The 21,063-nt window shown below is 70.2% G+C and carries 31 protein-coding genes; 28 read left to right on the top strand and 3 right to left on the bottom strand.

Features of this window, described 5'->3' with window-relative positions; translation table 11 throughout:
* The first annotated feature begins 487 nt into the window (after positions 1-487).
* The 4 genes from AB0F91_RS39970 (at position 488) to AB0F91_RS39955 (ending at position 2,463) form a co-directional block, all read left to right on the top strand.
* Positions 488-640: a hypothetical protein gene (locus AB0F91_RS39970; RefSeq protein WP_360606481.1), complete on the top strand. Its 153-nt coding sequence runs from the start codon at positions 488-490 to the stop codon at positions 638-640.
* A gap of 161 nt (positions 641-801) precedes the next feature.
* Positions 802-1,005, top strand: coding sequence for a hypothetical protein (locus AB0F91_RS39965; RefSeq protein ID WP_360606479.1), 204 nt, complete (start codon positions 802-804; stop codon positions 1,003-1,005).
* A complete protein-coding gene (locus AB0F91_RS39960) occupies positions 1,002-1,574 on the top strand; it encodes a DUF6879 family protein (RefSeq protein ID WP_360606477.1) in 573 nt (190 codons plus the stop codon). Before AB0F91_RS39965 ends, AB0F91_RS39960 begins: the two co-directional genes overlap by 4 nt.
* Complete coding sequence (locus AB0F91_RS39955) at positions 1,495-2,463, top strand: helix-turn-helix transcriptional regulator (protein WP_360606475.1); 969 nt, start codon at positions 1,495-1,497, stop codon at positions 2,461-2,463. Before AB0F91_RS39960 ends, AB0F91_RS39955 begins: the two co-directional genes overlap by 80 nt.
* A gap of 234 nt (positions 2,464-2,697) precedes the next feature.
* Here AB0F91_RS39955 and AB0F91_RS39950 read toward each other — a convergent pair whose 3' ends face one another.
* Together AB0F91_RS39950 and AB0F91_RS39945 are read right to left on the bottom strand one after the other, a co-directional pair.
* Entirely contained in the window at positions 2,698-3,672 is a 975-nt protein-coding gene (locus AB0F91_RS39950; protein WP_360606473.1) for an NAD(P)-dependent oxidoreductase, read from the bottom strand.
* Positions 3,669-4,505 carry a GntR family transcriptional regulator gene (locus tag AB0F91_RS39945; RefSeq protein ID WP_360606471.1) on the bottom strand — a complete coding sequence of 279 codons (837 nt, stop codon included), beginning with the start codon at positions 4,503-4,505 and terminating at the stop codon, positions 3,669-3,671. Before AB0F91_RS39945 ends, AB0F91_RS39950 begins: the two co-directional genes overlap by 4 nt.
* 625 nt (positions 4,506-5,130) lie before the next feature.
* Here AB0F91_RS39945 and AB0F91_RS39940 point away from each other — a divergent pair.
* From AB0F91_RS39940 to AB0F91_RS39885, 12 genes are all read left to right on the top strand, one after another.
* A complete protein-coding gene (locus tag AB0F91_RS39940) occupies positions 5,131-5,442 on the top strand; it encodes a hypothetical protein (RefSeq protein WP_360606469.1) in 312 nt (103 codons plus the stop codon).
* A complete protein-coding gene (locus AB0F91_RS39935; RefSeq protein WP_360606467.1) occupies positions 5,430-5,819 on the top strand; it encodes a WhiB family transcriptional regulator in 390 nt (129 codons plus the stop codon). Before AB0F91_RS39940 ends, AB0F91_RS39935 begins: the two co-directional genes overlap by 13 nt.
* Positions 5,820-5,824: 5 nt before the next feature.
* Complete coding sequence (locus AB0F91_RS39930; protein WP_360606465.1) at positions 5,825-5,956, top strand: hypothetical protein; 132 nt, start codon at positions 5,825-5,827, stop codon at positions 5,954-5,956.
* A gap of 38 nt (positions 5,957-5,994) precedes the next feature.
* Positions 5,995-6,141, top strand: coding sequence for a hypothetical protein (locus AB0F91_RS39925; protein WP_360606463.1), 147 nt, complete (start codon positions 5,995-5,997; stop codon positions 6,139-6,141).
* Positions 6,142-6,157: 16 nt separating this feature from the next.
* Positions 6,158-6,574 carry a hypothetical protein gene (locus AB0F91_RS39920; protein ID WP_360606461.1) on the top strand — a complete coding sequence of 139 codons (417 nt, stop codon included), beginning with the start codon at positions 6,158-6,160 and terminating at the stop codon, positions 6,572-6,574.
* On the top strand, positions 6,571-6,759 hold the full coding sequence (locus tag AB0F91_RS39915; RefSeq protein ID WP_360606459.1) for a hypothetical protein: 189 nt from the start codon (positions 6,571-6,573) through the stop codon (positions 6,757-6,759). Before AB0F91_RS39920 ends, AB0F91_RS39915 begins: the two co-directional genes overlap by 4 nt.
* A gap of 214 nt (positions 6,760-6,973) precedes the next feature.
* Positions 6,974-8,194, top strand: a complete 1,221-nt coding sequence (locus tag AB0F91_RS39910; protein WP_360606457.1) for a hypothetical protein — start codon at positions 6,974-6,976, stop codon at positions 8,192-8,194.
* A gap of 176 nt (positions 8,195-8,370) precedes the next feature.
* Positions 8,371-8,769, top strand: a complete 399-nt coding sequence (locus AB0F91_RS39905) for a hypothetical protein (protein WP_360606455.1) — start codon at positions 8,371-8,373, stop codon at positions 8,767-8,769.
* 5 nt (positions 8,770-8,774) lie between these two features.
* Positions 8,775-9,053: a hypothetical protein gene (locus tag AB0F91_RS39900; protein ID WP_360606453.1), complete on the top strand. Its 279-nt coding sequence runs from the start codon at positions 8,775-8,777 to the stop codon at positions 9,051-9,053.
* Entirely contained in the window at positions 9,050-9,391 is a 342-nt protein-coding gene (locus tag AB0F91_RS39895; RefSeq protein ID WP_360606451.1) for a hypothetical protein, read from the top strand. The genes AB0F91_RS39900 and AB0F91_RS39895 overlap by 4 nt, the downstream gene beginning before the upstream one ends.
* A gap of 34 nt (positions 9,392-9,425) precedes the next feature.
* Positions 9,426-10,934 (top strand): hypothetical protein, encoded by a 1,509-nt coding sequence (locus tag AB0F91_RS39890; RefSeq protein ID WP_360606449.1) that lies wholly within the window; start codon positions 9,426-9,428, stop codon positions 10,932-10,934.
* Positions 10,935-11,042: 108 nt separating this feature from the next.
* On the top strand, positions 11,043-13,358 hold the full coding sequence (locus AB0F91_RS39885) for a hypothetical protein (protein WP_360606447.1): 2,316 nt from the start codon (positions 11,043-11,045) through the stop codon (positions 13,356-13,358).
* Between the two features lie 76 nt (positions 13,359-13,434).
* Here the strand turns inward: AB0F91_RS39885 and AB0F91_RS39880 are convergent, their stop codons facing one another.
* Positions 13,435-13,752 carry a hypothetical protein gene (locus AB0F91_RS39880; protein WP_360606445.1) on the bottom strand — a complete coding sequence of 106 codons (318 nt, stop codon included), beginning with the start codon at positions 13,750-13,752 and terminating at the stop codon, positions 13,435-13,437.
* A 135-nt stretch (positions 13,753-13,887) separates the two neighbouring features.
* Here AB0F91_RS39880 and AB0F91_RS39875 point away from each other — a divergent pair, with 135 nt between their 5' ends.
* From AB0F91_RS39875 to AB0F91_RS39820, 12 genes are all read left to right on the top strand, one after another.
* Entirely contained in the window at positions 13,888-14,520 is a 633-nt protein-coding gene (locus tag AB0F91_RS39875) for a hypothetical protein (RefSeq protein WP_360606443.1), read from the top strand.
* 29 nt (positions 14,521-14,549) lie between these two features.
* Positions 14,550-15,110: a hypothetical protein gene (locus AB0F91_RS39870; RefSeq protein ID WP_360606441.1), complete on the top strand. Its 561-nt coding sequence runs from the start codon at positions 14,550-14,552 to the stop codon at positions 15,108-15,110.
* A gap of 24 nt (positions 15,111-15,134) precedes the next feature.
* Complete coding sequence (locus AB0F91_RS39865) at positions 15,135-15,863, top strand: hypothetical protein (protein WP_360606439.1); 729 nt, start codon at positions 15,135-15,137, stop codon at positions 15,861-15,863.
* Positions 15,864-16,054: 191 nt separating this feature from the next.
* On the top strand, positions 16,055-16,354 hold the full coding sequence (locus AB0F91_RS39860; protein WP_360606501.1) for a WhiB family transcriptional regulator: 300 nt from the start codon (positions 16,055-16,057) through the stop codon (positions 16,352-16,354).
* Positions 16,355-16,457: 103 nt separating this feature from the next.
* Positions 16,458-16,688, top strand: coding sequence for a hypothetical protein (locus AB0F91_RS39855; protein WP_360606437.1), 231 nt, complete (start codon positions 16,458-16,460; stop codon positions 16,686-16,688).
* A gap of 91 nt (positions 16,689-16,779) precedes the next feature.
* On the top strand, positions 16,780-17,235 hold the full coding sequence (locus AB0F91_RS39850; RefSeq protein ID WP_360606435.1) for an ASCH domain-containing protein: 456 nt from the start codon (positions 16,780-16,782) through the stop codon (positions 17,233-17,235).
* Entirely contained in the window at positions 17,232-17,633 is a 402-nt protein-coding gene (locus tag AB0F91_RS39845; protein WP_360606433.1) for a hypothetical protein, read from the top strand. Before AB0F91_RS39850 ends, AB0F91_RS39845 begins: the two co-directional genes overlap by 4 nt.
* Before the next feature lie 116 nt (positions 17,634-17,749).
* A complete protein-coding gene (locus AB0F91_RS39840) occupies positions 17,750-18,142 on the top strand; it encodes a hypothetical protein (protein WP_360606431.1) in 393 nt (130 codons plus the stop codon).
* Positions 18,133-18,387 carry a hypothetical protein gene (locus AB0F91_RS39835; RefSeq protein ID WP_360606429.1) on the top strand — a complete coding sequence of 85 codons (255 nt, stop codon included), beginning with the start codon at positions 18,133-18,135 and terminating at the stop codon, positions 18,385-18,387. Before AB0F91_RS39840 ends, AB0F91_RS39835 begins: the two co-directional genes overlap by 10 nt.
* A gap of 95 nt (positions 18,388-18,482) precedes the next feature.
* Positions 18,483-18,716, top strand: coding sequence for a hypothetical protein (locus AB0F91_RS39830; protein WP_360606427.1), 234 nt, complete (start codon positions 18,483-18,485; stop codon positions 18,714-18,716).
* A 98-nt stretch (positions 18,717-18,814) separates the two neighbouring features.
* Positions 18,815-19,084: a hypothetical protein gene (locus AB0F91_RS39825; protein WP_360606425.1), complete on the top strand. Its 270-nt coding sequence runs from the start codon at positions 18,815-18,817 to the stop codon at positions 19,082-19,084.
* Between the two features lie 312 nt (positions 19,085-19,396).
* Positions 19,397-20,959, top strand: coding sequence for a hypothetical protein (locus tag AB0F91_RS39820; protein ID WP_360606423.1), 1,563 nt, complete (start codon positions 19,397-19,399; stop codon positions 20,957-20,959).
* Positions 20,960-21,063: the final 104 nt, after the last annotated feature.

Genomic DNA, 21,063 nt, shown 5'->3' with positions numbered 1-21,063 from the left:
CGGCGGGGGTCGCCAGCGAACGATCGGCGCCCTTCGCACGGATGTCCGGCGAGCGATCGGCGGGTCGCCGCAGGGCGCTTCTCGGCGGGTGCGCCTCGCCGACCTCGGCGCCTTACTGCCCGCCATCGGCGGGTGTCTCGGCGACCCTTCTGCCCGCCCGTCGGCGACCTCCCCGAAGATCGCCAGCGGGTCCGCTCGGCGCCGCTCGGCGCCTTCGATGCGCACCCTCGGCGGGTCGACACCCGGCCATCGGCGGGTGGCCAGCGCGCCCAGACCGCAGGATCGGCGCACGCAGTCGGCGACCCGTTCGGTCCCGGAAGGCGCTGGTTCCGAGTTGTTCCGAGTAGTTCCGAGATCAGACCCAGCAGCTGTTCCGGGTTCACCGCTTCACGCGCGCTCGCGCGCGTACACGCGTGGAGCCCCAACTTCAAGCCGATCGACTTCTCGGTTCCGAGTTGGCCCCGACCACACCCGGCTGCCACCCCCCGTGAAGCTGCCGGCCAAGCCCGCGATCCAACGCCGCTGGAACCAGTTCAAAGGCGACGGCCTGCCCGTCCTGGTCTTCAGGCTTGGTGACGTCGTGGTGGAGCCGGATCGCTGGCGGCGGCGAGGCACGCGGCGTGATCCGCGTGTGCAGTGATGAGTCGATCTCTCGTGGCCCTCGACCGCCGGCCGACTTGCTGGGATCAGCGTCCGTGACCTGCCGCTGCTCCGCGCGGTGGTGAAGGATCTTGTGTCGCCTATAAGCGCGCCCTACGCTCGATGCTTGACGCTGTTGGCTTATAGTCTCGGGGAGTACGAATGGCGCTGCACGAGCTTGCGACCTGCGAAGGCGGGAACTGCCCGGGGGTGTACCTGGACGACGACGACAACGTCGTGGTGAAGGGCAACATCCTCAGTGCTGACCTGCGTGGTCAACTTTCGTTCTCGAGCGACGAGGACGGCGTGGTGATCCCGGCTTGGCTGCTGCGCCAGGCCGCAGAGAGGGCTGGAGGACCAGCATGACCGGTGAGGAGCTGGACGAGCTGTACCGCACGTTCACGCGGTACGCCTGGCGTTTGGAAGCACGCGACGTCTACGGCGTGCCCGAGGAGAACGCCCGTCTGCAGGCCTGGCTGGCCGGCCGTGAGCTGCCCCGCTCCGACTCGAAAGACGCGTGGAAGGAACTGACCGGCGTCGCGGCGGCGGCTGGAAGGCCCTTCGCACGGGTGAGGATGATCGGTCGCCCGCTGACGGATTACACGCGCTGGGAGCACTCGATCTACCCGGACAACCTCTCCGCCGGCGAGGACGTTCGGCTGCTCGAGCGCAGCTGGCTCACTGCCGAAGACGCCGCGAACCCGCTGTGGAACGTAGATTTCTGGTTGTTCGACGACCGGGTCGCCGTCGTGCAGAACTACGCCGACGACGGCAGCTACCTCGGTCCGGAGCTCGCGCCTGACCCGGCGCCCTACGTCGCGCTTCGGGCCCGCGCGCTCGAGCTTTCGGTCCCCTATGCCGAGTTCTCGTTGCTGCCCGACCAGCGCAGTGACGACCAGCAGATTCGGGAGTCGGAGGCGGCCCGGATTGACTGACGAGGCACCACGACCGCGGCGCTCGCGAGCTGATCTGTCGAGGTTGTCTGGACCGCACCGCCGACTGGTCATCGCGCTCACGGATGCAAGGCTGCGCGCCGGTTTGACCGGCGCGCAGCTTGGCACTGTGCACGGGTGGGGCCAAGGCAAAATCTCGAAAATCGAGAGCGGCCGCACTCGTCCCTCGGTTGAGGACGTCAAGGCCTGGCTCACCACCACCAGCCCTGACCTCGACGAAGCGGGGCGAGCCGAGCTCCTCGAACTCGCCGACCAAGTGTCCGGCAGCGCGATGCGGTTCACCGACATCGACCACGACGGGATCGCCGCACAGCAGCAAGCGCGGGCTGCGCTCGAAGCTGAGGCCACCAGCATCAAGATCTACCAACCGAAGGTCATCCCCGGCCTCGCGCAGACCCCCGAGTACACCCGGAACCTGCTGCTCAAGCTCGGCCGCGACCCTGCTCAGATCCACGCGGCCGTGGCAGCACGTGCCGAACGGCAACGCGTTCTATACGACAGTCGGGTCACGATCGAGATGGTGATCCAAGAGAGTGTGCTGCGGAGGCGCTTCGGCTCCCCCGCCGTCAATATCGCCCAGCTCGCGTTTCTCCGCGGCATCGCACAGCTGCCCAATATCTACCTGGGGATCGTCACCGACAAGACGAACGAGACGCTGCTCCCCGAGACCAGTTTCGTGCTCAAGGCCGGCGCCGACTACGCCGACGTGCAGGTCGAGCTCCTCACCCGTGAGCTCACCGTGTCTGAGGCAGACGAGATCGCGGCCTATGAGAAATCCTTCGCGAGGCAGAAGGACGCTGCAGTCGACGGCGTCGAAGCGGACGCCGTGATCCAGCGCGCCGTCGACTACCTCGGCACGATCGCCGCGTAACCGGCCCCGCGGCACACGCGAACCGCGAAGGCTGAGCTTGCCATGTCACTCGACCACAGGATTATAAGCTCGACTTGTGAAGACTATAGTCTTCACAAGTCGATGTTTGAGAACTGCAAAGCGGAATGAAGTTAGGCGACCTTGCCCGTCCTCCGTCCGCTGAGGCGTGACGGGTTGAAGGGCCGAACAGTGAAGGGCCCGGCCGAAGCCGGCCGGGCCCTTCAACTCGCCGAGCTAGTTGCTGTTCGCGCGCTCGGCGACTGCGTTGGACGGCGTCTCGCCGAGCAAGAACGTGCTGACTTGCTTCGCGGCGACCTCGTAGCAGAGCTTGTTCGCGCCGGGCACGGTTCGGGCGCTGTGCGGGCTGATGACGATCCCGGGGCAGGCCCACAGTGGGTGTTGCTCGGGCAGCGGCTCGGGGTCGGTGACGTCGAGCGCGGCCCGTAGCCGCTGGGTCTGCAGCTCGGTGACGAGCGCGTCGGTGTCCACGATCCGGCCGCGGCCGGCGTTGACCAGCAGAGCCCCATCCGGCATTGCGGCGAGGAGCTCCTTGTCGAACATGCCCTCGGTCTGCGGCGTGAGCGGCGCGGTGATTACCACGATGTCGTGCTGGCCGAGCAGGCTCGGCAGCTCGTCGGGGCCGTGGATGCCGTCGCGGGCGGTGCTGGCGACCAGCGTGGTTGTCGCGTCGAACGCGGCGAGGCGTCGGGCAGTGGCGGTGCCGATGTGGCCGGCACCGACGACCAGGGCTTTCTTCCCCGCGAGGGTGTCGGCGCTGAAACGTCGGTGGGCCCAGATGCCCTGGTCGGCGAACCGGACGAGGGCCGGCCACTGCCGGTAGAGCGTGAGGATCGCTGAGAGCGCCCACTCCGAGACCGGTCCGGCGTGTGCGCCGCGGGCACTGGCGAGGATGACGTCGGCCGGCACGGTGTCGGCCCATTCGTCGGCGCCGGCGGACAGCAGTTGCACCATTCGCGGCGCGCTGAGCTGTCCGAACAGGCGCTTGGGTCGATGGCTGCTGCGGTAGGGCGGGAGCAGGATCTGCGCCTGGCGCTGCTGCTCAGTCAGCTGCTCGCTGTTCGGGTCGTAGCGGATGACCTCGACGCCGTCGAGCGCGGCCAGCAGGTCGGCGCCGACCTCGTCGTCTGTCTCCTGGCTGACCAGCACCTTCACGGCGTTCTTCTCCTCTGCAGTGGGCGTGTGGTTCACGCGGTGATCCGGGCGAGCATCTCCTCGGCCTGCTGCTCGAGCGACCTTTTCGCACCGTTGTTGTCGATGATCTGGTGCTCGACGACCGGTTCGTAGTCCAGGTTGATGCTGTTGATGTAGCCCTTCCAGTCCGCCAGCTTTTCGGCGTCGCGCGCGGCCCCGCGGTAGGTGATGTAGCGGTGCATGGTTTCTGCGTCGCAGCGCACCCACGCCACCGCGAGCCGGCCGCCGTGGGCCTCGACGTCGCGACGCGCCTGCTCGCACCACTCTTCGTCGGCCAGCTCGGCCACGAACGGCGCGGTTGCGACGACGCTGGTGCCGCACTCCAGGTTCTCCAGCACGCCGGTCATCAGCGCCTGGTACTCCGCGGGGCGGATGATCGTGCGGTACTCGGGTGACTCGCGGGTGTGGGGTGACTGGCCGATGGCCTGCAGCGCCGCTTCGACCACCGCGCGCGTGGTGCTGTCCTTGTCCAGCAGCGCCCAGTGGGTGTGGGAGGCCACGATGCGGCCCAGCTGGGTTTTCCCCGAGCCGGCGTAGCCGCCGATCAGCAGCACGACTGGCGTGCGGGCGGCTTTCTCTGGCGGGTGATTCACGATGCGCCCGGAGCGGTCTTTGCTGATGACCAGGCCCTCGTGCTCCAGGACCTTCATCGCCCGCGCGACGGTGGTCGCCGAAGCGTGCCAGTCCGCGGCCAGCTGTTTCGTGGATGGCAGCTGTGTGCCGTGGGGGTAGGCGCCGGACTCGATCTCGGTCCGGATCTGGCCGGCCAGGGTCAGCACGGCCACCCCGTACTCGCTGGTGGCGTCCTGCCCGGAGCTCGTCGTCGCCATGGTCCTCCTGTCGCGTCCAGCTGATGGCCCAGACGATAACAGTCGGGGTCAGATGATGACCAATTTTGTGCGTCCTGACGTGCGGATACTCACCCGCAGGCAGCCTGGATCAGACGGTAACTGTTGACATCGTCTGAACCATACAGTTATCGTCTGAACCAGTCGATCAACGGTGTGAGCCAGGTCCCACTCCTCCTCCATCGCAGGTCACAGCGGGTCTGCGCCCGTGGTGGTCCGCCCCACCCCCTCGGCTGTGCCGATGAGGAGCTCCCTTGAAGACCCGGGGAGCGGCAGAGAACTACAGAGCGAGTTAGCACACCGGCCCTGTCCGCCGCCCTCTCCCTCGTGACGTCTCCGAGGCAAGGCGGGGATGTGCGCCGCGCTGCCCACCGATCGGGCACCGCGTAAGGGCCTCCCGCTGACCCGTTCGGTGTTAGCCGATCGCCACCAGCTCCTGCCATGACCCGCGCCCCCCAGGGCTGCGGCGAGCAGGGCGTGCTGGTGGCTGGTCGAGGGACACCGAGCCCGTTTTCAACAAGCTGTTCTTCCGCACTGCCCCTGGAAACACGCGTGGGGCCCCGCCGGCCAAGGGCGGGGCCCCACGCCGCGACCTGAGGAGCCACTCATGTTCGACGAGACCTTCCGCGACCCCGTGTGGGCCGACGCGACGTTCGATCTGACCAGCTGGGACGATCCGGCCACGCCGGCCCCGGACACCGCCGGCTTCATCGCCTCGCTCGGCATCGAGCCGGGCTTGCTGACCGGCACCGAGCACCCGTTCGACACGGTCACTGACCCCGAGCTGCTCGAGGCGCTCGTGGCCGAGGCCGAGCTGGAGCTCGACGAGCTCGACGTGACCGCCGCCCCGGACGCCGGGGCCGAGGTCATCACCGCGAACTTCGGGCAGGCGCCGGCGGTGACGTCGTGGGCCGCGTGATCTCGACGATCGACGCGCCCGACACCCGCTTCCTGGCCGCCGAGCACGTCGCAGACCGGTACTGGAGGGACCACATCGCCTGCGCCAGCACTGTGCTGGTGCCCGGCCAGACGGTCCGGGCGATTGATCAGGACGCCGCCGAGGCGTTCTTCCCCACCGGCCCGCTGGCCACGCATGCGTTCGCCGCGGCGAAGGAGATCTGCGCGGGCTGCCCGGTCCGCGATATCTGCCTGGCCGACGCGCTGCTGCGCCGGCACCCGGACGAGATCGGGGTGCGTGGCGGCATGAGCGCCGCCGAGCGCGAAGCGCTCACCGCGCAGGAACGGGACGCGCTGATCGCGCCGTTCCTGCCCACCTTCGCCGATGACGAGGAGTGAGTCGATTGGCCAAGTCCACCCAGCCTGCCAAGACCACCAGCACCAGCAAGGGCTCCAAACCCGTGCAGCGCGACAGCCAGGGCCGCCCGGTGACCTTGCCGGCCGACCCCGCGGCCTTCGGCCGGAAGCGATCGTGATGACTCGCACGCCACGGCGCCGAGCCCGTCCCCACCAGGTGATCGAGCTTCAGCCCGAGCCGGACACCATCGTCACCGGTTTCCAGTTCGACCACACCAGCTCAAGCCACACGGCGCTGATCGCCTTCTCCATGATCACCGCGCTGGTTTTCCTGGCCTGGCTGGTGTTCCCACTTCACACCTGACACGGGAGCACACGTCATGTCCTGGATCACCACACTGTCCGCCACAGTCAACGCCACGCCGATCCTCGCGACTGGCGCAGCGTGGGTTCTGCCCCGCCTCGGCCGCAGTACGCTGCGCACCACCGCGTTCGCCACGGTGGCCACAGTCGCCGGCGCCCGTCTCGGCCTGCCGTTCCTCGACACCGCCATGGGCGTTCACATCGAGTTTGTGAACGTCGGTCTCACCATCCTCGCCACACTGACTTCGCTGCTGTGGCTGGCCAGTCTCGCGCCACGGGTCCTCCGTACCACCGCGCGGTTCGTGCGCTCGAGCACCCCGCGGCCGCGCACCGCGGCTGCTTCTCCGGTCACCGTCCCGCCCGCGACCGCGGACGGATTCCGCTACGACGGCGACACCTACCGGTGCGCCGAGCAGGAGGTGCAGCACCGATGACCCGACACATCACCCTGAACGAGCAGTGCCACGACGCGGCCGCGAACGGTGCCTCCGCAGAGCTTCTCCTGCAATGCCTGCGGATCAGCGACTCCAACCCGCGCCTGGCCGCCGAGGCGGACAAGGCCAGCCACGAGGCGTGGGACGTCGTCGCGAACCTGCAGACGGCCCTGCGAGCGTCCTAACCGGACACACGAACCACCTGAATCTGGTGCTCCGGCACCGGGGCACCACTCACACCCAAGCTACGGCCCCGGACCTCCCCCGGGTCGCGTGGCCACGCCCACCCGGGTGTGAGTGTTGCCCAGGCCACCGGATCCCGACGCCCCGGCACGTCGCGCCCGAGTTGATCTCGCGGCACGGCAGGATGCCGTGCAAGTCCCCGATAGGAGGAACCCCGTGTCCGAACCCCAGAACCACGAGCAGGGTGTGGAGCTGGACCTGGCACTGTTCACCCGGCGCCTCAACAGCGGCCTGATCGTGCCGGAGGCGGCCGAGGAAACCACGGCCCCGATCGACATCGTCGACCGCGAGCCCGAGCAGCTGATCGCTCCGGTGCCGCGTCCCCGCCCGCCGGCCCCCGCGCCGCAGGCAGCTCCTCCCCAGCCCGAGCCCATCGAACCCGACGGCGAGCCCGCACAGGACATGGCGGAGGAACCGTCCCGCAATAGGCCGAAAGCCGCGGCGCCCGCGGCGAAGCCGGCCCCCGCGGCGTCCCGGCGGACCGTTCGCGACGCGCTGGTCGACTTCCTCGACAGGCGTCGGCCCGACCGAGCGGACCAGAGCGTGGACGAGGACGAGCCCATCACCGCCGGCGCGTTCGTGGCGGTGGGGCTCATGACCTTCTTCGTTGCCGCGCTGTCGTTCGCGCTGTCGTTCGACATGATGTACGCCGCCGCGCAGCTGTATGGCTGGGGCAAGGGCCTGGCTGCGCTGTTCCCGGTGATCATCGACGTCGGCGCCATCGGCGGCACGTTCATGGGCGCGATCTCGGCCAACCGGACCTACCGTCGCATCGGGCACCAGGTGCTCGTCGTGACGCTGGCCGCGAGCGTGCTGTTCAACCTGGTTGGCCACGACGTCAAGGGCAAGGCCACGTTGCTCGGCGCGTCACTGCCGCCGAACTGGGGCTGGACCGGCACCGTTGCGGCGGTCCTGATCCCCGCGCTGCTGGCGTACTTCGTGCACGCCTTCTCCAAGGCGCTGAAGACGTTCACAGACCAGAAGCGAGCCGCAGCCGCTGCAGCGGCCGCCGAAGCCGAGGCGGAGCGCAAGCGCCGAGCCGACGCTGCGGAGGCTGCTCGCCGCGAAAAGCAGCGCCAGGCCGAAGCCGCCGCCGAACAGCGCCGCCGGGAAGCAGCTGCCGAACAGCGGCGCCTGGAGCGAGAGGCACGCCACCAGGAACAGCTGACGCAGCCGTCGGTGCATCCCGAGCCCAAGCGGATCGCGTCGGCTCGGATGCTGGACGCGGACACTGCGTTCGCCTGGTCGCAGGCCCACGGTCACCCGGGGCCGGCGGCAGTGCGCAAGCACTTCGCCGACGAGGGTTACGAGGTCCCGAACGCGCTCTCGACGCTGCGGGCCTGGATCAACACCCGACGCGCGGAACAGCACCGCTGATCCGCTTCGCCTGACCCGTCCCTACCTCGAACGGCCCCGGCTCCGCACCTGGCGGACCGGGGCCGTTCGGCGAGTCGGACGGCTCGCACACTTCCGCATTTCCCTTCACGCGGCGCCCGGAGGCGTCGCGACTTCGTGCTGCCCAACGAAAGGAGCGACCCATGTATTGGGTCCTGATGGGGTTCACCGTCGCCCTCTACTTCATCCTCAAGCGAAAGACCTCGGCGCTGAGCAAGTGGTACGTCAAGTCGTTGCTCTACGCGATGTTCAGCGTCGCGCTGTCCCAGACGCAGATCGGGGGTTGGCTCGCCGGCCTCCTTCGCAAGATCGTCAACCTCATTCCCGGCGCGCCAGTCGGCGCTATCGGTGGGGCGCTGGTGCTTCTTGCGGTGATCGTGCTGGTCGCTGACGTCTGGAAGGACCGCAAAGCCGATCGGCTCGCCCAGATCAGCATCCTTCTGCTGCCGTTGCTGTTCGTGTTCGCGGCCGGGCCGATCGCTCCGACCGGGCGCAATCTCACCGACAGCTTCGCCAACATCTCCACCAACGGCCTGGCCTTCCTCACTGGGGCGTGACCCGGGTGCCGACTGCCAGCCAGAGCCGCGTGGCCAACGTCCAGCGACGAAGCCGCGCGGCCACCGTGCAGCGCTCGCTGGAGCGGTACTGGTCGCGGGTGCGCCGGGCCGAGCAGAACAACGACCTGCGCGCGAAGTTCGACGCCGCGGTCGACCTGCTGCGCACCGCGCTCACCCACGCCAGCCGCGAACGCCGCGACCTGACCCTCGCCCAGCTGACGACCGCCCTGGCCAAGGAGGCCGAGGCGATCCACCAGCGCTACGTCGAAGGACCACCGCAATGACCCCTGACACCCCGCCGCCGACGCGCGGCGACCGCCTGACCCCTGATGAGGTGAAGAGCCTGCTGGCCGAGCAGTTCACTCCGCCGCGGTTGTGGGACGAGCAGCCCCCGCCGCTGAAGGCCACCCAGGAGTGGGCCGTGTCCGGCGAGCATCTGCCGCTCGCGGACCTGTCCCGGCACGGCTCCCGCGCCTGGGCCTACGTCGCCATCCCGCTGCGCGCGATCGCGCTCTACGCCGACTGGATCTTCCAGCGCGGCTCGCGCACCGTCGCCGCGCTGCTGCTGTTCCTGGTGATCGACCAGGTCATCCCGATCGTGCCGGCCCTGAGTTTCACCTGATCACCAACCATCCCGCCACAGAAAGGAGGCAACGATGGCTCTGCTGTTCTGTTTCGCATTCGCCTACCTGGTCGTGCGGCTGTGGGAGGACCTCTCCGCCCGCTGGCGCCACGAAACTCCGCCCCGCCATGAGTACCGCATGGCCAAGCTCAAGGAGCGCCAGGACAACGGCGGCACGGTGCCGCAGTCCTCGCTCGGGCGCTATGTGACCGGGCTGTTCGACGACGTCTGGGACTCCGCCCACGAACGCCGCGAGCTCGGCGCGGAACGCCGCCGGGCGAAACGCGAACGCAAGGCCGACAAGAAGCTGGCCAAGGAACACGACAAGCGGGACCGCCAGGACGCCAAGCTCGCGGCCAAGGACGGCGCCCCCGCCCAGCCGGAGGCGATCGGATTCACCGCGGAGGTCCCCGACGAGGACGCCACGTCGCCCGCTGCGGCGCCGCTGCCTCAGCCCCAGGCTCGCCCCGCGACCGTTCCCGCCGCGGAGCAGGCCGGGCCGGAGCACGAGACGCCGAGTCTGGAGCCGCTGGGCTTCACCGCCGAAGTGCCCGACGTCGACGAGTACATCCACCCGAGCAGCACCTCCGAAGATGGTGCCGTCGCAGCGACGTCCACGCACAGCCCTCTGGGCCACGTCGGGCCGGTGTTGCCCGGCGAGGGGGACACCAGTCGAGACACGCTGCCGGCCAGGCTCATCGCGGATCTGAGCGACCATCAGCGCGAGGTCGTCGAACGCTGCCTCGGGGTCGCTCCCGACAGCACGGGTTCCTACACCGTCAGCAGAGACGACTGGTTCGGCTTGCCGACCACGACCCGGGCATGGGTCCTGCACTGGACGGCTACCCACAGCGGCTGGGTCGGCACCTCGATGAAGGACGGCCAGCCGTTGTCGATCGCCGAGTGGGACCCCGGCGCTCACGACGCTCTTCTCACCTTGGGCGGCCGGGTTCCGCGAGTCGGGTGGCCCGACGGTGAGGGCGGGATCTCCCCTGATCAGCCGGCCGCCACCACCGCGGCTGTCGGCACGACGGCACCTGACAGTCCCCCGAAGGAGGCCGATTCCACCGCGAGCACCGCATCTGTCCAACGCAGCAACGTCATCCCTTTCCCCGCAGTGTCCACGAGCGCCGCACAGATCGCGGCAGCGAAGGAGTACCCCATGGTGAACGGCGAATCCACCGGCCTGGACCAGGCCATCCAATACGCCAGCGACCTCAAGGACTACTTGATCGCAGCGCAGGACGGCATCGTCGCCGCGGCGCCGAACCCCGATGAGCTCGCGCAGTCGTGCGAACAGGCTCAGGCCGATCTGACCCTCGGCGGGGTCACGGGCGAGACCCTCGGCTCGGTGAGCCAGGTCCAGGAGTCGGTGATCAAGGCCGCGCAGGCGGTCAAAGACGCGGTTGCCCAGTTCGAGGCCGCAGCCGCGGCCGCGCAGACCCTGCACACCAACCTGACCGCCCACACCGGTGTCCAAGAGGCCTACCTGGCCAATCAGGACGCTGGCAGCCGCGAGTTCGTCACCAACGGCGCACTCTGACCCATCTCTCCGGCGCGGTTCCGGCCGCCACACCCCGTTTCCGCGCGGGTGTGGCGGTCGGTGCGGCACCGGCCCCACCGGAACCGACGCACAAGGGAGCAGAACCCGATGAAGACCGTCAACCGCCGCCCCGGATGGGGCCAGGGCAACCCGCTGTCAACGAGCACCCGCCGCGAAGTCGGCACCACCGCCCAGCAACTGGCCGAGGCGATGCGGACCCTGATGCAGGAGCTGCCCGACGAGCTCACCCAAGACCACACGCCGACCGATCCCGAGGCCACACCCGCCGCGGCCAAGGGCAACCGCGCCGACCGGCGCGCCCAGACCAAAGCGCAGCGCATCGCCTGGCGCGAGATCGAGCGCCGCAACCGCAAGCAGCTGCTGCCGCACTACCTCACCGCCGGCATGGTCGCGCTCGCGTTCGTGATCCACGAGGCCACTGCGAACACCGCCGGCATCGCCGCGCTGCTCACCGGCCTCGGAGCCACCGCCGTCGGCGCGCTCGGCTACTGGATCGCGCGGCGCCGCAAGATGCTGCTGCAGGGCTGGCAGATCTGGACCGGGACGCTGCTGCTCGCGGCCGCGGCGTGGATGACCCTCGCCGTGGCCGTCGGCGTCACCTGGGGCACCCTCGCCCTGGCGATGGTCGCGGACTACTCGCTGGCCGCGCGCTGGTGGCGCCGGCACGCCCATGGACTCACCGCCGAGGAGGCGGTCGCCGAGGCGCTGGCCGACCCGGAGACCGAGACCAGCGAGCCGGTCGAGATCGACGATTCGCTGCTTGCCCGCTTCCCGCAGCTGTGGGCCGACCACGTCGGCGCCACCGGCTACGCCCTGCCCGGCTCCGCCCTGATCGACGGCACCGCCTTCGACCACGGCATCGAGTACGTGCTGCGCCTGGCGCCGGGCAAGCAGGACATCGCCGCGGTCAACGCGGTCATGTCGAAGATCGCCACCGCGCTGGGTGTCCCGGCGACCCGGTTGCTAGCCGAGCCGTACATGGTGCGCACCAACGACGGCGACGATGTCGAGGAACCCGGCCTGGTCAAGTTCTCGGTGATCCTGCAGCAGCCGATCAAGGGCGCGGCGTTCTTCCGCAGCCCGGAGATGCTGGCCGGCGGGTTCATCCCCATTGGCCCCTACATCGACGGGCGCGGCATGGCCGCCTACCGCCTCTACACGAAGTCCCGCATCCAGAACGGGCTGCTGGTGGGCTCGCCCGGCACCGGCAAGTCGCGGCTGCTGGAGGTCATCGGCCTGGTGGCGATGTGGCCCGGCTACACCAAGGTCATCCACATCGACGGCCAAAACGGCGACTCCTGCCCGCTGCTGTGGGACAACACCGAGCACTACGGCTCCGAGGACGCCGAGCTTGCCCTGGACCGGCTGGAAGCCATCCAGCACTACCGAGAGCTGAACAAGCCCGCGCACCTGCGCGGGAAGTTCCGGCCCTCTCCGGACTACCCCGGCGTGCTGGTGATCATGGACGAGTCGCACCGGATCATCACCAAGGAGAACAAAGAGCGGTGGAAGGCGCTGTTCCGTGAGGCCAACAAGGTCGGCATCGGGTTCCTGTGCGCCGACCAGGACCCCTCGGTGCAGACCTGGCACGACACCGCGCTGCGCTCGTTCCTCAAGGCCGGCAACGGCATCGGCCTGCGCGTGGATGACCCCACCTGCTCGCGGATCGCCGACTCGGGCTCGGACTCGTTCAACCTCAACACGCTGCCGCGCAAACCCGGCGTCGGCTACGTGATGAAGTCCGACCACCCGGAGGCACGCCCGGCGATCTACCAGGGCCTGTGGGCCCCCGACCACGACGACGCCTACCCCGTCGACGAGGCCACGGGCCAACCGACCACGGTCCGGCAGATCCCCGACGACGTCGTGCTGATCGAGGAGTGGTTCGCCCGCGCCCCGAAAATCAGCCTCGACCCTGGGTCGGAGCTGGCCAAGAACAGCGTCGAGCGGGAGATCACGCCGACCCAGCCCAGCACAGGCAGCCCGGCGCGGCAGTCGGGCACGGGCGCGGCGCAGCGGTTCCTCAACCGCCGCGCCGAATCCCACGCCGCCCCGGCGGCCGGGTCACGCGCCCCGGCCCCGCCGCGGGTCCGGACCGCGCAGCCGCAGCCCGCGGCGACCGAGCAGCCCGCGGCGCCGAAGGCCGCCGCCCAGGCGGCCGCGGCGCCGGACACCGGCGGGCACAGCCTGGATGCTCGGCTCGTCGGGCACCTGCGAACCGTGCTCGGCGCGATCGCCAACGGGCTCGACCAGCCCAGCGTGATCGCCGAGCAGGTCGGGTGTTCCCCGCGCTACGCCAACACCCTGCTGGGCAAGCTGCGCGAACAGGGCCTGGTCGACCGCGAAGGTGCCGGCAAGGCCGTGCGCTACTTCCTCACCGAAGCCGGCCGCCGGGCAGCCTGAGCGGACCGGCCCCCACCACGACGCGGCCCCCGGGAACACCATCCCGGGGGCCGCGTCGTCGACCGCACGCTCGCGGTCATGTCAAAGCGGCCATCTCGTTGATCGCCTGCATCAGCTTCGACCAGTCCTCGCTCTGCCCCCGACCGCCACGCGCTTCGGTCGCCCACAACAGCAGCCGGCGCCGCCGTTCCTTCGCCTCGTGGTTGGAGTCGGGCACGTTCTGCCGCAAAAACTCCAGGCACTGCCGGTGGCCCCGCTTGAACTCGTCCTTGGCGCTCATCAACGGCATCCCCAGCACGTTCATCACGGCCTTCACCGCGACGTACTTGTCGATGTCCCACTCGTCCGCGGCCTTGATCCCCGCCACGTACGAGAAAACCTCCTCCTTGCTCATGCCCGGAGATTACCCGCGGACACCACGAAAACCCCGCAACCACAGCACTTTCACGCCACTGGAACAACCCACGCGGACGCCCCGGCCAGCCCAGCCTGGCCTCGTTCCTCCATCCCACGCAGAAAGAAGCCGCCAATGCCCTCGATTGACCAGACCACCGGGCCCGCCACAAGCGAGGCCTCGCCCTACACCGCACGCACCGCCCGTGTGCGCGCCCGGATCCGCGACGCCGCCGGTGAGATCCGCGGCTTCGCCATCGCCAGCCCCCTCGGGTTCGCCGCCGCGCTCCTGTCCGGTCTGCTGGTCCTGTTCCTCGCCGGCGTCGCGCTGTACGGCGTGGCGAAGGTGGCGGTGTGGGCCGGCAGCGGGCAGATGCTGCACGACCTCGTCCACTGGGTCCCCGCCTTGCGGATCATGACCGACCCGATCGGGCACTGGCTGGCCGTGCACACCGCCGGGCTGCCGCTCGCGGTGAACTTCGCGGCCGCGATCTGGGCCGTGATCGGCGCCGGCGTGTTCCTCGCCGCCCGCGCACAGCACCGCGGAGGCCAGCTGCTGTGGCCGCTGTTCGGCGCCGCCACCGCGGCGATGGCTTGGTTCGGCACCACCGAGCTGACGCACCGGCCGATCGCCGCCGGCCTCGTCGGCGCGCTCTGGGCCGCGCTGACGCTGCTGCTGCCCACCGGCTCCGACTCCGTGGTCGTCGTCGAAACCTGCGCCTGCCCGTGGTGCCCGCCGACGCCCCGCGCGCCGGCCGATCACCGCTGACCCTGCCCGCCCTGCTGCAAGGAGGTCCGATGCCCCGCACAACGAACCCGGATACTGACCCGGACACCCGCTACCTCGAACTCGCCGACCAGATCGACGGCGTCGTCGCCGCGATGGAGCGGGCACTGGACGACGACGAGATCGCGGCCCTGCTCACCAGCCTCGCCGCCGCGGCCGTCGAGCTCGTCAGTGTGTCCCACATCGTGCACCGCGGCTGGGACCCGGGCGAGCACGCGGCGATCGGCGAGGACATCGACAACGCCGCCGCCGCGCGGCTGGTGGCCGACCTCGCGATCGCCCGCCACCGCGACCGGCCCCGCAGCCCAGGCCTGATCGGGGCGATCGAAGCCCGCCCGTACGAGCAGGCTGTGCTGACCCAGATGGCCACCGCCGTCGCCGAGCAGCCCGGCTGGCTCTACGCGCACCGGCTCAACATCCTCGTCGACGCCCTGGAGGACACCGGCCGGCACACCGGGCTGCTGCAGCGCCTGGCCCACGCCGTGTCGCACCGCCCGGACGGCGAGAACGCCCTCGACCACGAGCTCGCCGACCGCCCCCAGCACGACCATCCCCTGCACCTGGCCGCCTGACCCCAACCAGCGGAAGGACACCACGTGACTGCCACGCTCGACATCCCCGTGCCGCGCACCGCGGCAACCGTCCACGACGACCCCAACGGCGAGATCACCGACGCCTTCGGGCTGGTGATCGTCCCCGCCGCCCACCGCGGCCGCTACACCGCGCTGTGGCAGCTCATCCAGGCCCGCACCCGCCGCAGCGTCGTGAACCCGATGCCCCTGGCCTACGCCCGCGAGTACGCCACCGTGCTCGCCAGGACCGGCATCGACTGGACCCGCGACCCCCACGACCTCGCGGTCGACCCGGACGCCCGTGCGCAGATGGAGCTCGCCCGCACGACGCTCGAGCAGGCGATGTGGGCGGGCCGTCCGCTGTGGTGGGCCTGCGGCAGCTGGAGCACCCACGCTCCGATGTGGAGCGTGCTGAACATCGCCGCCATGCCGCCCGAGGAGTACAAGCCGGTCACCTTCGCGGACGTGTGGTGGCTGACCGACGTGCTGGCCGCGCCGGCCGTGCACTACGACCCGCGGCCGGTGTGGTCGCTGTGCTGCGCCGCCCCCCTGTGCGGCGATCCGGCCGGCGAGCTCCTGACGCCGGCGGTGCTCAGCGGCCACAACGAGGACGGTGACCCGCTGCCGATGCGCTCGCCCGAGCGCGCCGAGCTCACTGCGGCGGCCGAAGCGATCGGCTGGGGCCGCCGCGACGCGCACCACTGGCTCTGCCCGGCCTGCGTGACCGCCCACACCGACGACAGCGCCTGGTGAAACGCGAACGCCCGCAGCAGGAGAGCCGGACCGCGAATCCATGAGGCTCCCCGCCGCGGGCGGGTGCGAACTTTCCAGCCCTGCAACAGAACCGGAGACCCACCGTGTCTACCACACACGGCACCGATCCTTGGGCGCAACAGCGCGCCGCCATCAACGAGTTTCTGGACGACCCCAGCCTCGAGGACGTCCTGGCTGAGCTGGCTGCGGGATGCGCGGTTGCCGACGAAGCCGAGGACTGGCAGGAGCGCGCCTTGTGCGCGCAGACGGACCCCGAGGCGTTCTTCCCCGAGAAGGGCGGCTCGACCCGCGAAGCCAAGCGGATCTGCCTCGGCTGCGAGGTCAAGGACGAGTGCCTCGAAGCCGCCCTCGCGCACGACGAGCGCTTCGGCATCTGGGGCGGCCTGTCCGAACGCGAGCGCCGAAAGCTCAAGAACCGCGCGAAGGCCCAGGCCGCGGCGGCGGCCGCGCGAGAGCCCGAACAGGGCTGAACGACCAGGCGGCCCGCTCGGCCACCACACCTCTCGCTCGCGACGGTCGGGCCGCCAAGGGACGCGGCCCGACCGTCCTCACACCCCTGTTTCGGAGGACCTCATGCTCGCCGGCTTCACCAGCCTGGACCCCACCGTCCGGCTCGTCGTCGTGCTCGCGCTCGCCGCCGGCATCTACGTCGTGTCCGGGCTGATCTGGCCCTACACCGCCTGCTCGGCCTGCACCGGAGGCAAACACGCCTCCCCTACCGGGAAAAACTGGCGCAACTGCGGCCGCTGCGGCGGCTCCGGCAAGAAGCTCCGCCTCATCTCCCGCCTGCTCGGCCGTTCCTGATCACCGCGTACCACCCCGGCCCCGGACAACCGGTGCACTACGCGCCGGCTGCCGACCGGGATCACCGCTCAACCAGGAAGGAACCCCGTCCATGTCCGGACCTGCCCACCAGCACCGCGCCGTCGACGCGCCGCGTATCCAGGCCCTGTCGATCCGCCAGCCCTGGGCCGAGCTCATCGTCGCCGGCCACAAGCTCGTCGAGAACCGCACCTGGCGCACCCGCTACAGCGGCCTGCTCGTCATCCATGCCCCCGCGGCGATCGACAAGCGCGCCCTCGCCGCGCTGCGCGAGGCCGGCACCGTGCTGCCTGACGAGCTGCCGACCCGCGTGTTCCTCGGCGTCGTGACCCTGGAAGGCATCCACGACGAACGCGACGGCTGCTGCGCCCCCTGGGGCGAGCCCGCGGTCAAGCACTGGACCCTCACGGGCCCGCAGCGTTTCGCCGCGCCGGCTCCCGGCATCGGCGCCCAGGGCCTGTTCAATGTGCCGGACGACGTCGCCGCGACCGTCAATCAGCTCACCGGCGCCCCGGCGGCGGGCCGATGACCGCCAGTGCGCCCGCCGCGCTCCGCCCGGCCACTGAGTTGCTCGCCGAGCTCACCGCCGGCGCGGACGAGCGCATCAACCCACCGACGGTGTGCCTGTGCGGCTCCACCCGCTTCTGGGCGCAGCTGGCTGAGACCAACCTGCGCTTCACCGCGGCCGGTTGCCTCGTGCTCGCCCCCGGCGTCGACATGAAACGCCCCCATCCACTGTGGAGCGACCCGGCCGACGCCGCGCGGCTCAAGCACCGCCTCGACCGGCTGCACCGCCACAAGATCGACCGTGCCGACCACGTCGTGATCGTCACGGACCCCACCGGCTATGTCGGCGCCTCCACCCTCGCCGAAATCGTCTACGCACACGACCTCGGCACTCCCACCTGGCACTGGGCTCTGCCCTAGCCGGCGAACCCATCCGGCACCACCCGATCCGGCCGACCTTCCAGCGCCCGGGCCCGCGCGGCCCGGACGCTGGGGGAGCCGTCCGGCTCAGCCTCGTCGACGAACAGGAGCCCCGCGTGATCACTACGACCGCTGCCGCCGCTGAACGTCCCGACCCGCCCTCGGTCGACAACCTCAACATCCCGTTCGAGCTCATCCAGCTCCACCACATCCTCATCGACGTCGCGACACACCAGGCCCGCATCGAGTCGAACCTCAAGGTCGCCGACGACTGGCGCCGCGCCGCGAAGGCCGTCGCCCGGCTGTCGCAGGAGTACCGAGCCCGGATGGACGGCGCGACCCCCAAACAGCTCAGCGCGATGCGCGTCGCTGGCACCCAGGCCGTCGACGCCCTGATCGAGGCATTGCGCCACGCCGGCGAGTGGCAGAAGTCGGGAAGCTGGTTCGACATCGCCGCCGGCTGGATCGACGACGTGCGGCTTCAAGCATCGGATCAGCCGTGCCAGTGAACTCCTACGAGCGCCTGGCCGACCCGCCGGTGGATCGGCTTGACGAGGTCTCCTGCGAGTACCTCGCCTACGAGGACGGCCGGATCGCCGCGGCCGCCAACGCCCGCGCGTCGGAGCTGTTTGCGACCTACAACAGCCAGGCGCTCCTCGCGATCTCGGAGCTGCAGGAGTTCGCGGCGTTGGTCCGAACCAGCGCGGAGGCGTACCGCGCCGCGGCGAAACACGCGCCACCCCGGCGTCCGTGAGATACACCCGCCCAGCCCTGACCCGAGGGCACGAAACCCGCCAGCATTGCGGACGCTGCCCGCGCCCGTAGCCACCGCACGCGAGGAGATCCACCGTGTCCAGCACCGAGTTCGACCCGGCCGCCATCGTCGCGCACCTGCGCGAGACCGAGGCCGAAGCCGACGGCGCCGCGTACCTCAGCAGCCTTGACCACGACGGCCTGCTCGCCGTCGCCGCCGCGGCTGGCCTCACGCGCGTCGAGCGCGTGAGCACGAAGACTCTGAAGGAGAAGATCATCAATCAGACGATCAGCGCGCGGAAGAAGTTCAGGGGCCTGCGCAGCTGGTAGCACCGCTCGTCGCACCGCTCGTCGATTCTCCGAAAGAAGTCGGCGAGTTACGGCGTGCCTCCCGCCACACCAGCCCCGCTTGTAACAAACTGCGCGGCATGGCTGCACGAGTAGGACGCCGTCACGCGTCCGCCGGAAACCCGTCCACGCTCATGCGTGCGGCGACGGCTCTCGTTGCCGAGATCGATGCCGAAGCCGAGGCGCGGGGCGTGGCCCTCCGCTCGGTGGCGGATGAAGTCATCGAGCTCGGACTCCAGGCCTTGCGTGCCCGGGAAGGGCGTCTCGCTGCCGTCCCGAGCAACGACGCGCCCGCGCAAGCCACTGTCGCTCGCGACTACCCGACCCAGGAGGCCTTGATGGCCATCTAACGCAACGAAGCGGCTCCGCTGCCAACGGAACCGCTTCGTCGAACGTTTAGGGCGATCTGCCGTACAGATCGCCTATTTGCTGGTCAACCGCTGTCGAGCTGCCAACTCGACTGGCTGTCCAACGCCCGGCTGCGCCGGGTTTTTGTCCGCCTCAGGACACAGGGCCCTTTTTCATGCCCTCAGAAAGGAGGTCCCTTCTGCATGCCCAGGATAACTCCTGGGGTGATCGCGTGCCATAGGCGCGCCGTCACACCCTGCTTTACCTGCAAAAACCCCGATGGTGAGCTCCGTCGCGACCTGCCGTTGCGGTTCGTGTGCCCGGAGATGGCGACGTTGTGCGGCCGGTGCTGGCTGCAGTTCGGCGGCAAGGCCGCCCCGTCGGAGGCCGGCGCCGCGCCGCGCGCCGCCCTCGAAGTCCGCTCGGCCCAGCCGACCGAGTGGGGCAAGCTGTTCCAGTCCCAGGAATGGGTCGGGCTGCTGCGCCGCGACGCCCGCGAGCGCGTGGGTTTGCTGTTCCAGACGCTGCGGAACTGGTCGGACTGGACCACCGCCGAGTGCTGGCCCACCTGGGCCCGGCTGCAGGCCGCGACCGGGTGGGGCCGCTCCACTCTGGCCGGCTGGCTGCGGCAGCTGTGGATCCTCGGCTGGATCGACCGCATCGAACCCGGCTCCACGCCCGAGTTCCGGCCCATGGGCTCGCCCGTGGAGGGCAACCGCGCCGCGGTCTACGCCCTGCGCGTCCCGGCCTACGCCGAGCGCCAGGAGCCCGCTGCGGCCCGCCGCGAGTACACCCTCGTGCTGGCCGAGCTGACCACCAAGATCGCCCTGCTCAAGCGGGCTGAGGGGAAAAACTGGACCCCCTCTGTGTCTTTTGATCTTGATTCTCTAGTTGTAGAGGTTGGTTACCTACGTACGCGCGCGAGCGAAATTTTCCACAACCTCGGCTCCGCCGCCGAGGTGGGGACGAACACCAAGATTGAGCCGCTTCGCGGCCGCTTTGAGAACAAGCGTGGCCGGGCCTGGGATGCCATGGTCCCGACCACGGGGGCTGAGATGCTCGCGGCGGCGGCTGAGCTGCGTCGTCAGCACCCGGTGTTCGGTCGGATGACTGATCTGGGCATCCGGCACGTGTGCCGGTCCTGGTGGCGGGCAGGCTGGTGCAACGAGGGGATCCTGCACGCCCTGCGCTACCAGCCGGTCGGCTGGAGCGGCACTTCCGCCGCCCACTCCCACCCCGGATACGCCGTTATACACCCGATGGGCTGGGCCAAGGCCCGCCTGTCGATCTGGCGTAGCGACCTGGGTAAACCCCTGCCCGATCCCAGCCGGACGCGGGTCCTGCGCCCGCTGGTGGCCGAGGGGCTCGAGGGCCAGCGCGAGCAGGACACCGCGATGTTCGGCCGGGCCGGCGCCGAGCTGCTGCGCACGGTGCACGCCCAGGGCGAGGGCTACTTCCGCGAACGCGACGGCGCGAGTAACCCGCACGTGCTCGGCCAGCTGGTCCAGGCCGTGGCCGCCCGCGGCCGCAACGCCGCCGCCCAGCTCGCCCGCGAGCAGCGCGCCGACGCCAGCCGCGCCGGGGCCATGGCCCACATCCGGCAGCTCCTGGGCGGCACGCCCCGCGCCACCAGCCCGGTGGCCCGCGGCGCGGTGCAGCTCACCGACGCGCAGAAGCGCTCCATCGCCGCCGCGCGCGCGGCGCTGCAGGCCAAGGCCGACGCCACCTCGCCCGCCACCACGGCTCCTGCGGCCGGCGGTGCGGGTGAGCTCGACGGACTGGACCCGGCCGAACGCAGCCGGGTCCTGCACCAACGCGCGCTCGAGCGCAACGCGGCCGCTGGGCGGCACAGCTGGCGCAACCGCCGGCGCCCCTGACCCCGCACCCCGTTCGTATAACGCCCTATACGGCCGGGGTTCGTGGGGTGAAACCGATGCTCGCCCGCGTGGCGAGTACCGGCTCGGCATCAGGTCCCGGCACT

It is taken from the genome of Amycolatopsis sp. NPDC023774, from assembly GCF_040639695.1.
Lineage (GTDB): Bacteria > Actinomycetota > Actinomycetes > Mycobacteriales > Pseudonocardiaceae > Amycolatopsis.
Note: the sequence above shows the minus strand (reverse complement) of the source record. Positions and strands in the feature narration are given on the sequence as shown.